This is a genomic window from Streptomyces cinerochromogenes (genome assembly GCF_014648635.1).
Classification (GTDB): Bacteria; Actinomycetota; Actinomycetes; order Streptomycetales; family Streptomycetaceae; genus Streptomyces; species Streptomyces cinerochromogenes.
Window position 1 is genome coordinate 582,057 of record NZ_BMRM01000001.1, and the last position, 14,740, is coordinate 596,796.

Consider the following 14,740-nt stretch of genomic DNA (forward strand, 5'->3'; position numbering starts at 1 on the left):
GCGCTTGCCGTGGTTAAACAATTAGCCCTACCGTCGGTGACGTAACGCACACGCTGCGGAAGCGCACCGTGCCGTCCTGCCATGACGGCTGCGGCAATGCCACCGCGCGCGAATCCCTCCCTCACCAACCGGAGTTGATGACGCATGCCCGAGAACCCCGAAACCGGGGACACCTGGGACTACACGCTCTACGTCCCCAACGACCCGAGAGCGGTGACGGTCTGCCGCCAGACCCTGCGGGTGATCCTGGCCCTGCACGGCCTGACCGGGCTGGCGGACACGGCGGAGCTGCTGGCGACGGAGCTGGTGTCGAACGCGGTACGGCACACCAAGGGGCCGGCGGCGCTGCGGGTGCGCAGGTCGGCGCAGGGGCTGGTGTGGATCGGGGCGTGGGACACGGACCCGGAGCCGCCCGAGCCCCCGGTGCCGTTGGAGCAGGTGCTGGAGTCGGAGGAGGGCCGGGGGCTGGGGCTGGTGACGGCCTGCGCGCAGTACTGGGGATGGCAGCCGTCGGCCCGGTTCGGGGACCGGGGGAAGTACGTGTGGTGTGAGCTGGGGGTGGCGTGATGGTCGGCTCGTCGCATGAGGCGCTGCACCGGATCTTCCAGAAGGATCCGACGCTGCTGACGAAGGCGTTACAGAAGGTGCTGCACGTTCCGTTCCCGGAGCCGCGGGAGATCGCGGCGCTGAACGTGGACCTGACGGAGATCGAGCCGGTCGAGCGCCGGGTGGACACATTGCTGCGGGCGGAAACGGACGAGGGCACGTACCTGCTCGTGGTCGAGTCGCAGGGCAAGGCGGACGACCGCAAGCGGGGCAGCTGGCCGTACTACCTGTCGTACCTGTACGAGAAGTACCGCTGCGAGCCCGTGCTCATCGTCATCACCCAGAGCAGTGCGACGGCGAGGTGGGCCTCGCGCCCGATCCGGCTCGGCTTCCCGGGGTGGGACTCGCTGACGGTACGTCCGCTGGTGCTGGGCCGGACAACGTGCCGGTGATCGCGGACGAGCGGCAGGCCGAACGCAATGTCCCCCTTGCGGTGCTGTCGGCGATGACGCACGGGCGTGGCCCGCAGGCACCGGCCATACTGGAATCCCTGGCATCCGCCCTGCGGACCCTCGACCCCGACAGCGCCGCGGTCTTCGTGCAGTTCGTCGACTCATGCCTGGCCGACCCCCAGGCGAAGCAGATGTGGAGGGACCTGATGACGGCGATCCAGTACTTCTGGCGACACCCGCTGGCCGAGCAGGTGCGCGAGGAAGGCCGGGAGCAGGGGCGGGCCGAGGCCAAGGCCGAGATGATCCTCCGCATCCTGGAGTGGCGCGGTGTCCCTGTGCCGGAGGACGTCCGCGAGCGCGTCGAGGGCTGTACGGACCTGGACAGGCTGGAGTCCTGGGCCCAGCGAGCCGTGCACGCCACCAAGGCCACGGAGTTGTTCACCGACGAGTGAAGAAGTGGCTGTGGGGCCGCTCGCTTCTCGGCCAGAGTCGGGCTTCCGCGAGGTGAGTCAAGGGCGCTCCCGTTCCGCTGCGCTCCACTCCCGCGTCGGCTCCGCCGATGGGCCTCCGGCCCACCCTTGACACACCTCGCTCCACCCCGGGGAAGAAGCGAGCGAGCGGCCCGGAGAGGCGGTGGCCCTGGGCGGCGTCGGGCCCCGAGGCCGGCTGCGTTCGTGGGGTGGGTGAGGGGCGCGGTCTCACGTCGTGGGCACGCCGGGTGGGGATTGGCGGCGAACCGCCGGTGGGGGGTGGGGGCGCGCGGGGGGCGGGGCGCGGTCGCGTCTGGCATGGGCGCCGGGTGGGTTTGGCGGCTCGCGGCCGGTGAGTGGCGGGCGCGCGGTGGCGTATCGCGGGGATGCCGGGCGGTTGGGTGGCTCGCGGTCGGTGGGGGGCGGGCGCTTCGTCAGCGTGGCGGGCCGGATGGGCCACTTCCCTGGGACTGGCGGGACTGGCGGGACTCGTAGGCCTCTCTGTCTCCGCCTCCGGGTGGTGATTGGCAGATCTGTTCCAGGGGGCGTGGCTAAGGGGCTGGTCGGGGGGTGGGGCAGTCGGCGGGGGTGGAACGCATCTGCCAGTCACCGCAGTCGGGTGACGTGAGGGGCTGGCAGCGCGACCCCGGTCGCTGCGTCACGGGCGGATTGCAGCCCGCCGGTCATCGGCCGTGCACCCCTGCACCACGTAAGCGGCGGCACACGGTTGGTGGTGGTCGGGGTCGGCTGGCGGGTGGCCGGATACCGCTTGAGTACAGGTACTCAGGGGCTGTTGGTGCTCGGTACGGATGGGCCCCGAATACCGGGGACGTAGCCTCCTTTTGAGGAGTGGATCAACGCCGTCGAGCCTGTGGGTACGGCGGCTCCCCTGACGACCTGGGGTGCCGCTGATCGACGGACAGGGTCCGACACCGGCCCACTCCGACTACTTCGATCCGGAAGACGATCCGAGGTCCGCCGCCAACCTTGCGGCACTGGTTGCCAACCGGCCACCGGCACCGGATCGGTGACGCGCCGGCGAGCCGTGGTGACGATCATCTCGAGCGAGCGGCGGGGCAACTTCCTGGGCCTGGTGGAGCGCTACTGGAAAAAGCACGGCTACGCCATCACATCGGTGCGGAACCACAAGGAGATGCCGGCGATCTTCGCCACCGCGCCCGACGGTTTCCAGGTGAGTCTCGCATTCGGTTACGCGGGGCAGGCCAGTTTCGACGTGACCTCTCCGTGCGTCACCGAATCCAAGGTCACCGAGCCCTCGCGCAAGCCTGTCGACCCGGAGGCGTTCAAGTCCGAGGGACTTCCCTACCTCCACTCCGACTTCTGGTCGCTCAAGGCTCCGGTCCCCTCCTCCTCCCCGTCCGCGTAGACCGGCGGCGGGTGGACCGCGCACGCCCGCTGGCCGCCGGGCCCGCCCGGGCGCCACCCGTCGGTGGTGATCGGCGCGCCGGTCACGATTGGGTTTCGGCCACCCCCGGCCCCTTGCCCGCGCCCCGTGTAATCGATTCCAATCCTCCCTACGAAGCGGGATGTAATCGATTCCACGAGTTCCACGAGGAGGTGGGGCCGGCGATGGCGAGCATCAAGGATGTCGCCGCTGCGGCGGGGGTGTCCGTGGCGACCGTGTCGCGGGTGCTGAACGGGCATCCGTCCGTCAGTGCCGAGGCGCGGGCGCGGGTGAGGGGGGCCGTGGCGGAGCTGGGGTACCGGCCCAATGCCGTCGCCCGGTCTCTGCGGACCGATCAGACGCACACCCTCGGACTCGTGATCAGCGACGTGCTGAATCCTTACTTCACCGAGCTGGCCCGGGCCGTCGAGGAGGAGGCGCGGGCGCTCGGGTACAGCGTGATCATCGGGAACGCCGACGAGCGGCCCGAGCTGCAGGACCACCACGTGCGGAATCTGCTCGACCGGCGGATCGACGGGCTCCTCGTGTCGCCCACCGACGGGGGGTCGCCCCTCATGCTCGATGCCGTCCGGGCCGGGACGCCCATGGTGTTCGTCGACCGGTGGATCCCCGGGGTGGACGTGCCCGTCGTGCGGGCCGACGGGCGGCAGGCCGTGCGGGACCTCGTCGCGCACCTGTACCGGCTCGGGCACCGGCGGCTCGCCATCATCGCCGGACCCGCTGCCACCACCACCGGCAGCGAGCGTGTCGAGGCCTTCCGGGCGGCGCTCGCGGAGTACGGGCTTCTGCTGCCGGACGCCTACATCGGGCAGGGTGACTTCCAGGCCGAGAGCGGGCGGCGGGTCACTGAGGGGTTCCTCGATCTGCCGGAGCCGCCCGAGGTGGTCTTCGCGGCCGACAACCTGATGGCGCTGGGCGCGCTGGACGCCGTACGCGCGCGTGGGCTGCGGGTGCCGGACGACCTCGCGCTGGCCGCGTTCGACGACATCCCCTGGTTCGTGCACACCGACCCGCCGGTCACCGCGATCGCCCAGCCCACCGGTGAGCTGGGGCGGGCCGCCGTACGCGCCCTGGTCGACCGGATCGAGGGGCGTACCCCGCAGTCCGTGACGCTGCCCGCGCGGCTCGTCGTGCGCCGCTCGTGCGGAGAGGCCGCCCCCGCAGCCACACCCCCCACGCAGTCCCCCTCCCCAGTGCAAAGGAGCACGTCGTGAGCAACCCGGACGAGTTGCTGCGCATCGAGGGCATACGCAAGACCTTCCCCGGCGTGGTCGCGCTCGACGGCGTCGACTTCGACCTGCGCCGGGGTGAGGTCCATGTGCTGCTCGGTGAGAACGGCGCCGGCAAGAGCACGCTCATCAAGATGCTCTCCGGGGCCTACACCCCCGACGCCGGCCGGATCCTCGTAGGCGGTGAGGAGGTGCGCATCCACGGGGCGCAGGACTCCGAGCGCCTCGGGATCGCCACCATCTACCAGGAGTTCAACCTCGTTCCCGATCTGACCGTCGCCGAGAACATCTTCCTGGGACGGCAGCCGCGCCGGTTCGGGCTGATCGACCGGAAGCGGATGGAGGCGGAGGCCGAGGCGCTGCTGAAGCGGGTCGGGGTCGATGTCTCGCCACGCGCGCGCGTGCGGGAACTCGGGATCGCGCGGCTGCAGATGGTCGAGATCGCCAAGGCGCTCAGCCTGGACGCGCGCGTACTCATCATGGACGAGCCGACCGCCGTGCTCACCTCGGAGGAGGTGGAGAAGCTCTTCACCATCGTGCGGGCGCTGCGGCAGGAGGGTGTGGGGGTCGTCTTCATCACCCATCATCTGGAGGAGATCGCCGCCCTGGGGGACCGGGTCACCGTGATCCGGGACGGCAGGAGCGTCGGGCAGGTGCCCGCCTCCACCGGTGAGGACGAGCTTGTCCGGCTGATGGTCGGGCGGTCCATCGAGCAGCAGTACCCGCGGGAACGGCCCGCGAAGGGGCCGGCCCTGCTGTCCGTCGAGGGACTCGGGCGGGACGGCGTCTTCCACGACGTCAGCTTCGAGGTGCACGCCGGTGAGGTCGTGGGTGTCGCGGGCCTCGTCGGGGCCGGGCGGACCGAGGTCGTGCGGGCCGTGTTCGGGGCCGACCCGTACGACCACGGGGTCGTGCGGGTCTCGGGGGAGGCGGTCCGGCGGCATGACGTGAACGCCGCGATGGCGGCCGGGATCGGGCTCGTACCGGAGGACCGCAAGGGCCAGGGGCTGGTGCTGGACGCCTCCGTCGCGGAGAACCTGGGGCTGGTGACCCTGCGCGCGGCCACCCGGGCCGGGCTCGTCGACCGCAAGGGGCAGTACGCGGCCGCCGAGCGGATCGCCGGGCAGCTGGGGGTCCGCATGGCGGGCCTGGGTCAGCAGGTGCGGACCCTGTCGGGCGGCAACCAGCAGAAGGTCGTCATCGGCAAGTGGCTGCTGGCCGACACCAAGGTGCTGATCCTGGACGAGCCGACGCGCGGTATCGACGTCGGCGCGAAGGTCGAGATCTACCAGCTGGTCAACGAGCTGACGGCCGCCGGTGCCGCCGTCCTGATGATCTCCAGCGATCTGCCCGAGGTGCTCGGCATGAGCGACCGGGTGCTGGTGATGGCCCAGGGCCGGATCGCCGGTGAACTCTCCGCCGACGAGGCCACGCAGGACGCGGTGATGTCCCTCGCCGTCTCCGTTCCCACCACCGAGAAGGACACCGAGAAGGAGGCCGTCCGTGGCCACTGACACGCTCACGAGCAAGGCGGGCGCGAGTGGCGCCCCGGGGGCCTTCCGCCGCCTGCTCCTCGACAACGGCGCGCTCACCGCGCTGATCGTCCTGGTCATCGCCCTGTCGGCGCTGTCCGGGGACTTCCTGACGACCGACAACCTGCTCAACATCGGTGTGCAGGCGGCCGTGACGGCGATCCTCGCCTTCGGTGTGACCTTCGTGATCGTCTCCGCCGGCATCGACCTGTCGGTCGGCTCGGTGGCCGCGCTGTCGGCGACCATGCTGGCCTGGAGCGCCACGCAGCACGGCGTGCCGGTGGCGCTCGCGGTGCTGCTGGCGGTGGCCACGGGTGTCGTCGCCGGTCTGGTGAACGGTTTCCTCATCGCCTACGGCAAGCTGCCGCCGTTCATCGCGACGCTGGCCATGCTGTCGGTGGGCCGCGGTCTCGCCCTGGTGATCTCACAGGGCTCCCCCATCGCCTTCCCGGACTCGGTCTCCCACCTCGGGGACACCCTGGGCGGCTGGCTGCCGGTGCCGGTGCTGGTCATGGTGGTGATGGGGCTGGTCGCCGCGCTGGTGCTGGGGCGGACGTACATCGGCCGGTCCATGTACGCGATCGGCGGCAACGAGGAGGCGGCGCGCCTGTCGGGCCTGCGCGTGCCGAGGCAGAAGCTCGTCATCTACGCCCTGTCCGGTCTGTTCGCCGCCGTCGCGGGCATCGTGCTCGCCGCCCGGCTGTCCTCGGCGCAGCCGCAGGCCGCCGACGGCTACGAGCTGGACGCGATCGCCGCGGTCGTCATCGGCGGTGCCTCGCTGGCGGGCGGCACCGGCAAGGCGTCCGGCACGCTGATCGGCGCGCTGATCCTGGCGGTGCTCAGGAACGGCCTCAACCTGCTGTCCGTCTCCGCGTTCTGGCAGCAGGTCGTGATCGGTGTCGTGATCGCGCTGGCGGTGCTGCTGGACACCGTGCGCCGCAAGGCCGGGGCGACCCCGGTGGCCGCCGGTGCGGGCGGGCCGAAGGGGCGGCAGGCGGTGACGTACGCGCTCGCCGCGGTGGTCACCGTGGCGGTCGTCGGTGCGACCTCCTTCCTGCACGGCGGCTCCCCGTCGTCCACGACCCCGCGGATGGGTCTGTCCCTGTCCACCCTCAACAACCCCTTCTTCGTGCAGATCCGGGCGGGTGCCCAGGCCGAGGCGAAGAAGCTGGGTGTGGACCTGACCGTGACCGACGCGCAGAACGACGCCTCCCAGCAGGCGAACCAGCTGCAGAACTTCACCAGTTCCGGGCTGGGCGCGGTCATCGTCAACCCGGTGGACTCGGACGCGGCGGGCAACTCCGTGAAGGCCGCCGACAAGGCGGGGATCCCGGTCGTCGCCGTCGACCGCGGTGTCAACCACGCGTCCGTGGACACGCTGGTGGCCTCGGACAACGTCGCCGGCGGCGAGCTGGCCGCGAAGACGATCGCCGAGAAGCTGGGCGGCAAGGGCAGGATCGTCATCCTGCAGGGGCAGGCGGGCACGTCGGCGGCCCGGGAGCGGGCGGCCGGGTTCGCCAAGGGGCTGAAGGCCTACCCGGGCATCCAGGTGCTGGCCCAGCAGCCCGCCGACTTCGACCGCACCAAGGGCCTCGACGTGATGTCGAACCTGCTCCAGGCCCACCCCGACGTGCAGGGCGTCATCGCCGCCAACGACGAGATGGCCCTGGGCGCGATCAAGGCGCTCGGTTCCAAGGCCGGGAAGTCCGTGCAGGTCGTCGGCTTCGACGGCACCCCGGACGGGCTGACGGCGGTGAAGGACGGCACGCTGTACGCGTCCGTCGCGCAGCAGCCCAGCCAGCTGGGGCGGATCGCGGTGGACAACGCCCTCAAGGCGGTCCGGGGCGAGAAGGTGGGGCCGACGGTGAAGGTGCCGGTGAAGGTGGTCACGAAGGACAACGTGGCCGGCTTCGGCGGCTGACAACGGGCGAGTCGGGCGGGCGGCCCCGGGAGCACTTCCGGGGCCGGCCCGCCTGACGTCATCTCTCAGGGGAGTCAACTGATGTACGACTACGACCTCCTGGTCGTGGGATCGGCCAACGCCGACCTGGTGATCGGTGTCGAGCAGCGGCCGGCCGCCGGTGAGACGGTGCTCGGCGGCGACCTGGCCGTGCACCCGGGCGGCAAGGGCGCCAACCAGGCGGTCGCCGCCGCCCGGCTGGGTGCCGGTACGGCCCTGCTGGCGCGGGTCGGCGACGACGGCCACGGCCGGCTGCTGCTGGACTCCCTGCGCGCGGCCGGGGTCGACACGGTGGGTGTGCTGGTGGGCGGGGCCCCGACGGGCGTGGCGCTGATCACCGTGGACCCCTCCGGTGACAACAGCATCGTGGTGTCGCCGGGCGCCAACTCCCGTCTGCTGCCGGCGGACGTGCGGGCGGCGGCGAGCCTGTTCCACGCCTCCCGGGTGGTGTCGGCGCAGCTGGAGATCCCGTCGGAGACGGTGGTGGAGGTCGTGCGGAGCCTGGCGCCGGGCAGCCGCTTCGTGCTGAACCCGTCTCCGCCCAGGGAGCTGCCCGCCGAGGTGCTGGCGGCCTGTGACCCGCTGATCGTGAACGAGCACGAGGCGCGGGTGATCCTCGGGGACGCGTGCGTGAGCGAGGAGCCGGCGGACTGGGCCCGGCTGCTGCTGGCCAAGGGCCCGCGGTCGGTGGTGGTGACGCTGGGCGCGGAGGGTGCGCTGGTGGCCGACGGCTCGGGTGTGACCCGGGTGCCGTCGGTGAAGGTGGACGCGGTGGACACCACGGGCGCCGGGGACGCGTTCACGGCGGCCCTGGCCTGGAGGCTGGGCGCGGGCGCGGATCCGGCGGACGCGGCGGCCTACGCGGCCCGGGTCGGCGCGGTGGCCGTGACGAGGCGGGGCGCGCAGGAGTCGTACCCGACGGCTGCGGAGGTCGAGGCGCTGTGCTGTGCCCTCCCGGGGGACGGCCCCCGGACCCCCGGCCGGGAGTCGGAGGCCGCACCCGGAACCGACGAGCGAGGGGACGCGGTGTGAAGAAGGCGGGGATCCTGCACCGCGGGCTGTCCGGTGCGCTGGCCGAGCTGGGCCACGGGCACGGGGTGCTGGTGTGCGACGCGGGCATGCCGATACCCGACGGGCCCCGGGTCGTGGACCTGGCGTTCCGCGCCGGTGTGCCGTCCTTCGCCGAGGTGCTGGACGGCCTGCTGGCCGAGCTGGTGGTGGAGGGCGCCACGGCGGCGGAGGAGGTGCGGGCGGCCAATCCGGCGGCGGCCGGGCTGCTGGCGGACCGGTTCGAGGAGCTGGTCCTCGTCCCGCACGAGCGGCTGAAGGAGCTGTCGGCGGGGGCCCGGCTGGTCGTGCGCACCGGGGAGGCCCGGCCGTACGCGAACGTGCTGCTGCGGTGCGGGGTGTTCTTCTAGCCTCGCCGGCCCGCGGACACTGCGAGGGGGCGTTCCCGGCCCGACGGCCCGGGTACGCCCCCTCTGCTTCCCACCCCTGCCGGAACCCCGATCCCCCCGGGTCCCCCGTGGTTCCGACGACAGTTACGACACCGGGGGCGGGCGATCGGTTGCACCCGTTCCGGTGTTTCCCGCTAGCGGATCACGTGCTCCACGAACCGCTGCGCCGTCTCCGCCAGCACCTCCCGCCCGTCCCGGGCCCACAGTGCCTCGTTGAACAGCTCGACCTCGATGGGGCCGGTGTAGCCGGCGGCCTCCACGTAGCCCTTCCACTCCCGCATGTCGATCGAGCCGTCGCCGATCTGGCCGCGGCCGTTGAGGACGCCCGCGGGCAGGGGGGTGGTCCAGTCGGCCAGCTGGAAGGAGTGGATGCGGCCGGCCGCGCCGGCACGGGCGATCTGGGCGGGGGCCTGGTCGTCCCACCAGACGTGGTACGTGTCCACGGTCACCCCGACCTGCTCGGCGGGGAAGCGTTCGGCGAGGTCCAGGGCCTGGGCCAGGGTGGAGACCACGCAGCGGTCGGCGGCGTACATGGGGTGCAGGGGCTCGATGGCGAGGCGGACGCCGCGGTCGGCCGCGTAGGGGGCGAGGACGGCCAGGGCGTCCGCGATGCGCTCGCGGGCTCCGTGCAGGTCCTTGCTGCCGTGGGGGAGTCCGCCGGAGACCAGGACCAGGGTGTCCGTGCCGAGCGCGGCCGCTTCCTCGATGGCCGCGTGGTTGTCGCCGAGCGCCTCGGCCCGTTCGACGGGGTCGGCCGCGGTGAGGAAGCCGCCGCGGCAGAGCGTGGTGACGGTGAGGCCCGCGTCGCGGACCAGTTTCGCCGTCGCCTCCAGGCCGTACGCCCGGACGGGCTCCCGCCACAGGCCGACGTGGGTGATGCCGTACCGCCCGCAGGCGTCGACGAGTTCGGGCAGCGGCAGCTGCCTGACCGTCATCTGGTTGACGGAGAAACGCGCGAGGCCGGTCACTGGTCCACCCCGTACAGGGACAGCAGGTTCCGCATCCGTTCCTCGGCGAGCTTGGGGTCCGGGAACAGGCCGAGGCGGTCGGCGAGTTCGTAGGCGCGGGTGAGGTGTGGCAGGGAGCGGGCCGACTGGAGGCCGCCGACCATCGTGAAGTGGTCCTGGTGGCCGGCCAGCCAGGCGAGGAGGACCACGCCGGTCTTGTAGAAGCGGGTGGGGGCCTGGAAGAGGTGGCGGGACAGCTCCACGGTGGGGTCGAGGAGGTGCCGGAAGCCCTGTGCGTCGCCCGTGTCGAGGACCCGTACGGCCTGCGCCGCGAGCGGGCCCAGCGGGTCGAAGACGCCGAGCAGGGCGTGGCTGAAGCCCTGGTCGTCTCCCGCGATCAGCTCGGGGTAGTGGAAGTCGTCCCCGGTGTAGCAGCGCACGCCCTGCGGCAGCCGCCGTCTGAGGTCGACCTCGCGCCGGGCGTCGAGCAGGGAGATCTTGACGCCGTCGACCTTGTCGGGGTGGGCGGCGACGACCTCCAGGAAGGTGTCGGTGGCCGCGTCGAGGTCGGCTGAGCCCCAGTAGCCCTCCAGGGCGGGGTCGAACATCGGGCCCAGCCAGTGCAGGATCACCGGTTCGGCGGCCTGGCGCAGGAGGTGGCCGTAGGTCTCCAGGTAGTCCTCGGGGCCCCGGGCCGCCGCGGCGAGCGCGCGGGAGGCCATCAGGACGGCCTGGGCACCCGCCTCCTCCACGACGGCGAGCTGCTCCTCGTACGCGGCCCGGACCTCCGCGAGGGTGCCCCCGGTGAGCTGGTCGGTGCCGACGCCGCAGGCGATCCGGCCGTCCGCGCCGCGCGCCTCGGCGGCGCTGCGCCGGATCAGCTCGGCCGCGCCCGCCCAGTCCAGGCCCATCCCGCGCTGGGCGGTGTCCATCGCCTCGGCGACACCGAGGCCGTGGGACCACAGGTGGCGGCGGAAGGCGAGGGTGGCGTCCCAGTCGACGGCGGCGGGCCCGTCGGGGGTGGTGTCGGCGTACGGGTCGGCGACGACGTGGGCCGCGGAGAAGACCGTACGGGAGGTGAAGGGGGCGCCCGGGGTGAGGGCGAGCGGCTCGGTGCGCGGTTCGTAGGCCTGCAAGGCCCCGTGGGCGTCGGGGAGTCGGATGGTCACAGCGAGATCTCCGGTACGTCGATGCGGCGGCCCTCGGCGGAGGACCTCAGGCCCAGTTCGGCGAGCTGGACGCCGCGGGCGCCGGCCAGCAGGTCCCAGTGGTAGGGGGCGTCGGCGTAGACGTGCTTGAGGAACAGCTCCCACTGGGCCTTGAAGCCGTTGTCGAACTCGGCGTTGTCGGGCACCTCCTGCCACTGGTCGCGGAAGACCTCGGTGGCGGGGACGTCCGGGTTCCAGACGGGCTTGGGGGTGGCGCTGCGGTGCTGGGCGCGGCAGGTGCGCAGGCCGGCGACGGCGGACCCCTCGGTGCCGTCGACCTGGAACTCCACCAGCTCGTCGCGGTGGACGCGCACGGCCCAGGAGGAGTTGATCTGGGCGACGGCGCCGCCCTCCAGCTCGAAGATGCCGTAGGCGGCGTCGTCGGCGGTGGCGTCGTAGGGCTTGCCGTTCTCGTCCCAGCGCTGCGGGATGTGGGTGGTGGCGAGGGCCTGGACGGACTTCACGCGGCCGAACAGCTCGTGCAGGACGTACTCCCAGTGCGGGAACATGTCGACGACGATGCCGCCGCCGTCCTGCGCGCGGTAGTTCCAGGAGGGGCGCTGGGCGGGCTGCCAGTCGCCCTCGAAGACCCAGTAGCCGAACTCGCCGCGCACGGAGAGGATCCGGCCGAAGAAGCCGCCGTCGACGAGCCGCTTCAGCTTCAGCAGGCCCGGCAAGAAGATCTTGTCCTGGACGACGCCGTGCCGGACGCCCTTGTCGTGGGCGAGGCGGGCGAGGGCGAGGGCGCCGTCGAGGCCGGTGGCGGTGGGCTTCTCGGTGTAGATGTGCTTGCCGGCCGTGATCGCCTTCGTGAGGGCCTCCTCGCGGGCGGAGGTGACCTGGGAGTCGAAGTAGAGGTCGACGGTCGGGTCGGCGAGGACGGCGTCCACGTCGGTGGAGACCTGGTCCAGGCCGTGCCGCTCGGCGATCTCGCGCAGGGCGTGTTCGCGGCGTCCGAGCAGGATCGGTTCGGGCCAGAGCACGGTGCCGTCGCCGAGGCCGAGGCCGCCCTGTTCGCGCAGGGCGAGGATGGACCGGACGAGGTGCTGGCGGTAGCCCATGCGCCCGGTGACGCCGTTCATGGCGATACGCACCGTCTTGCGTGTCACGTGAGTCCCCTTCGTGGGCCGGTGTGGCAAGCTGTAGCAAGCGCTTTCTACATGAGGAGAAGCTAGCCTCTGGGCGTGGTCTGTACAAGACCGTGTCCGCTTCGAGTTGTTCGAGGGGGCGAACAACCGGGGGTCGTGGCCTTAAGGTCTGCTCGGAACCAGGACGCGTGCCTGGCTGTCTACGAGGGCGTACGACATGACGCGTGACCGGAGGACGAGATGACGGTGACCCTGGCGGACGTGGCGGCCCGCGCCCAGGTCTCTCCCGCGACGGTGTCGCGCGTACTGAACGGCAACTACCCGGTCGCCGCGTCCACGCGCGAGCGGGTGCTGCGGGCGGTGGACGAGCTGGACTACGTCCTCAACGGCCCCGCGAGCGCGCTCGCCGCCGCCACCTCCGATCTGGTCGGCATCCTCGTCAACGACATCGCCGACCCGTTCTTCGGGATCATGGCGAGCGCGATCCAGTCCGAGATCGGCGGGCCGGGCGGGCGGGCCGGGGGCGAGCGGCTGGCCGTCGTCTGCAACACGGGCGGCTCGCCGGAGCGCGAGCTGACCTACCTCACACTGCTCCAGCGGCAGCGGGCGGCGGCCGTGGTGCTGACCGGCGGGGCCGTGGAGGAGGAACCGCACGCGACGGCGGTCGCGGCGAAGCTGCGCAAGCTCGCGGAGGCGGGGACCCGGGTGGTGCTGTGCGGGCGCCCGCCGGCGCCGGACACCCAGGCGATCGCGCTCACCTTCGACAACCGGGGCGGCGCCCGCGCGCTGACCGACCACCTGATCGGCCTCGGCCACCGCCGGCTCGGCTACATCGCCGGCCCCGAGGAACGGACGACCACCCGGCACCGGCTGGAGGGCCACCGGGCCGCGCTCTCGGCGGCGGGCATCGAGGAGGACCCGCACGGGACGGTCCACGGCCGCTACGACCGCCGGTCCGGCTACGAGGCCACGCTGGAGCTGCTGCGCCGCGATCCGTCCCTGACGGCGATCGTGGCCGCGAACGACTCCGTCGCCCTCGGCGCCTGCGCCGCCCTGCGCGAGTCGGGCCTGCGCGTCCCGGAGGACGTCTCGGTGGCCGGCTTCGACGACCTGCCGTTCAGCGTGGACGCGGTGCCGTCCCTGACGACGGTCCGCCTGCCCCTGGCCGAGGCGGGCGCCCGCGCGGGCCGCATCGCGATGGGCCGCGAGGAGCCGCCGCCCGGGGGGATCGCCTCGGTGCGGGGGGAGTTGATGGTGCGGGGGTCCACGGGGGTGCCGCGTGGTTCCGTCCGCGTCGGTGAGTGACCTCGTTCCCTGCCCGGACTGCGCTGCCCCGGCCGAGTGGCACGGCGTGCAGGTGCTGCTGGACGACGACGCGCTGCGGTGGGACACCGAGATGGTGTGCCGGGTATGCGGGTCCGCGACGGCGGTATGCGGCGCCGGGGTGCCCGGCGGGATGCGGGAGCGGCTGCTCGCCGAGCACGGCCGGGCGGAGCTGCGACTGGGGCCGTCGGCCGACCGGGTGGCCGTGATGCGGGTGCTGCGGCGGACCCTGGGGATCGGGCTCGGGGAGGCCCGGGCCGTACTGGAGCGGGGATACGGCGGGACGCTGCCCGAGACCGAGTTGCTCGCGCGGCGGCTGCGGGAGGCGGGGGTCGACGCCGTGGCCGTGCGGGGCGCGGCGGGCTCGGGGCCGGTGTCTCGGGAGCGATGAGTTTTGCGGGCGGGGCCGGTCTTCACCACCGTAGGAACCGTAGGCAACGGAACGGGAGCAACCCATGCGTGTCGTCGTCACCGAGTTCATCAGTCTCGACGGGGTCGTGCAGGCCCCGGGCGGACCCGAGGAGGACACCGACGGGGGGTTCGCGCACGGCGGGTGGTCGCATCCGTTCTTCGACCCGGAGGTCGTCGGCGGGGCCTTCGCCGCGGGGCTGGAGAAGGCCGAGGCGCTGCTGTACGGGCGGCGGACGTACCAGACGATGGCCGCGGCGTGGCCGGACCGGGCCGGGGACCCCTTCGCCGACCGGCTCAACGCCATGCGGAAGTACGTCGTGACCGACACCCTGGAGGACTCCGAGCTGACCTGGGAGAACACCGTACGGATCCCGGGGGCGCGGGCGCTGGACGAGGTGCGGGAGCTGCGGGCCGCCGAGGGCGGGGACCTGGCGATGATGGGCAGCCCCACGCTGGTGCGGGCCCTGATCGAGGCGGACCTGGTGGACGAGGTGCGGCTCGTCGTCATGCCGGTGCTGCTCGGCGGCGGGAAGTCGATCTTCCCGGCGGACGGGGGCAGGCGCACCTGGGAGCTGGTGTCGTCGGACACCGCGAAGACCGGCGCGCAGGTGAACGTCTACCGGCCCGCGGGGCGGTCGTAGGCGTGGACGCGGCGGCGCGGGCGGCCTAGGCTCGGAAGCAGGATCTCTGA

Annotated in this window: 13 protein-coding genes and 1 pseudogene; 11 read left to right on the forward strand and 3 right to left on the reverse strand. The window is 72.6% G+C overall.

Going from position 1 to position 14,740, the window contains the following annotated elements; genetic code table 11:
- Positions 1-144 precede the first annotated feature (144 nt).
- The 8 genes and pseudogenes from IEZ20_RS02505 (at position 145) to rbsD (ending at position 9,033) form a co-directional block, all read left to right on the forward strand.
- Positions 145-567, forward strand: coding sequence for an ATP-binding protein (locus IEZ20_RS02505; protein ID WP_189294381.1), 423 nt, complete (start codon positions 145-147; stop codon positions 565-567).
- Positions 567-1,450: pseudogene (locus tag IEZ20_RS02510) on the forward strand (RpnC/YadD family protein). Before IEZ20_RS02505 ends, IEZ20_RS02510 begins: the two are co-directional and overlap by 1 nt.
- 1,066 nt (positions 1,451-2,516) lie before the next feature.
- On the forward strand, positions 2,517-2,855 hold the full coding sequence (locus IEZ20_RS02515) for a hypothetical protein (protein ID WP_189294382.1): 339 nt from the start codon (positions 2,517-2,519) through the stop codon (positions 2,853-2,855).
- Positions 2,856-3,058: 203 nt separating this feature from the next.
- Entirely contained in the window at positions 3,059-4,108 is a 1,050-nt protein-coding gene (locus tag IEZ20_RS02520; protein WP_189294383.1) for a LacI family DNA-binding transcriptional regulator, read from the forward strand.
- Positions 4,105-5,637: a sugar ABC transporter ATP-binding protein gene (locus IEZ20_RS02525; RefSeq protein ID WP_189294384.1), complete on the forward strand. Its 1,533-nt coding sequence runs from the start codon at positions 4,105-4,107 to the stop codon at positions 5,635-5,637. Before IEZ20_RS02520 ends, IEZ20_RS02525 begins: the two co-directional genes overlap by 4 nt.
- Positions 5,627-7,576: an ABC transporter permease/substrate-binding protein gene (locus IEZ20_RS02530; RefSeq protein WP_189294385.1), complete on the forward strand. Its 1,950-nt coding sequence runs from the start codon at positions 5,627-5,629 to the stop codon at positions 7,574-7,576. Before IEZ20_RS02525 ends, IEZ20_RS02530 begins: the two co-directional genes overlap by 11 nt.
- 81 nt (positions 7,577-7,657) lie before the next feature.
- Positions 7,658-8,647 (forward strand): ribokinase, encoded by a 990-nt coding sequence (locus tag IEZ20_RS02535; protein ID WP_189294386.1) that lies wholly within the window; start codon positions 7,658-7,660, stop codon positions 8,645-8,647.
- Entirely contained in the window at positions 8,644-9,033 is a 390-nt protein-coding gene (gene rbsD, locus IEZ20_RS02540; protein ID WP_189294387.1) for a D-ribose pyranase, read from the forward strand. The genes IEZ20_RS02535 and rbsD overlap by 4 nt, the downstream gene beginning before the upstream one ends.
- A 173-nt stretch (positions 9,034-9,206) precedes the next feature.
- Here the strand turns inward: rbsD and IEZ20_RS02545 are convergent, their stop codons facing one another.
- Genes IEZ20_RS02545 through IEZ20_RS02555 form a run of 3 tightly spaced genes read right to left on the reverse strand, consistent with a single transcriptional unit; the run spans position 9,207 to position 12,336 of the window.
- Positions 9,207-10,007: a sugar phosphate isomerase/epimerase family protein gene (locus IEZ20_RS02545; protein WP_189294646.1), complete on the reverse strand. Its 801-nt coding sequence runs from the start codon at positions 10,005-10,007 to the stop codon at positions 9,207-9,209.
- Between the two features lie 29 nt (positions 10,008-10,036).
- Positions 10,037-11,188 carry a dihydrodipicolinate synthase family protein gene (locus tag IEZ20_RS02550; protein ID WP_189294388.1) on the reverse strand — a complete coding sequence of 384 codons (1,152 nt, stop codon included), beginning with the start codon at positions 11,186-11,188 and terminating at the stop codon, positions 10,037-10,039.
- The gene (locus IEZ20_RS02555) at positions 11,185-12,336 is read right to left on the reverse strand and encodes a Gfo/Idh/MocA family protein (RefSeq protein WP_189294389.1); all 1,152 of its coding nucleotides are present in this window, start codon (positions 12,334-12,336) and stop codon (positions 11,185-11,187) included. The genes IEZ20_RS02550 and IEZ20_RS02555 overlap by 4 nt, the downstream gene beginning before the upstream one ends.
- 219 nt (positions 12,337-12,555) lie before the next feature.
- Here IEZ20_RS02555 and IEZ20_RS02560 point away from each other — a divergent pair, with 219 nt between their 5' ends.
- The 3 genes from IEZ20_RS02560 to IEZ20_RS02570 all read left to right on the forward strand — a co-directional run bounded on the left by IEZ20_RS02560 (position 12,556) and on the right by IEZ20_RS02570 (position 14,690).
- Positions 12,556-13,620: a LacI family DNA-binding transcriptional regulator gene (locus tag IEZ20_RS02560; RefSeq protein ID WP_189294390.1), complete on the forward strand. Its 1,065-nt coding sequence runs from the start codon at positions 12,556-12,558 to the stop codon at positions 13,618-13,620.
- Positions 13,613-14,029 (forward strand): hypothetical protein, encoded by a 417-nt coding sequence (locus IEZ20_RS02565; protein ID WP_229895842.1) that lies wholly within the window; start codon positions 13,613-13,615, stop codon positions 14,027-14,029. Before IEZ20_RS02560 ends, IEZ20_RS02565 begins: the two co-directional genes overlap by 8 nt.
- Positions 14,030-14,093: 64 nt before the next feature.
- Positions 14,094-14,690 carry a dihydrofolate reductase family protein gene (locus IEZ20_RS02570; RefSeq protein ID WP_189294391.1) on the forward strand — a complete coding sequence of 199 codons (597 nt, stop codon included), beginning with the start codon at positions 14,094-14,096 and terminating at the stop codon, positions 14,688-14,690.
- Positions 14,691-14,740: the final 50 nt, after the last annotated feature.

Coding starts and splice junctions, on each gene's coding strand:
- IEZ20_RS02505 (WP_189294381.1), top strand. CDS start 145: ATGCCCGAGAACCCCGAAACCGGGGACACCTGGGACTACACGCTCTAC.
- IEZ20_RS02520 (WP_189294383.1), top strand. CDS start 3,059: ATGGCGAGCATCAAGGATGTCGCCGCTGCGGCGGGGGTGTCCGTGGCG.
- IEZ20_RS02535 (WP_189294386.1), top strand. CDS start 7,658: ATGTACGACTACGACCTCCTGGTCGTGGGATCGGCCAACGCCGACCTG.
- IEZ20_RS02545 (WP_189294646.1), bottom strand. CDS start 10,007: ATGACGGTCAGGCAGCTGCCGCTGCCCGAACTCGTCGACGCCTGCGGG.
- IEZ20_RS02560 (WP_189294390.1), top strand. CDS start 12,556: ATGACGGTGACCCTGGCGGACGTGGCGGCCCGCGCCCAGGTCTCTCCC.
- IEZ20_RS02570 (WP_189294391.1), top strand. CDS start 14,094: ATGCGTGTCGTCGTCACCGAGTTCATCAGTCTCGACGGGGTCGTGCAG.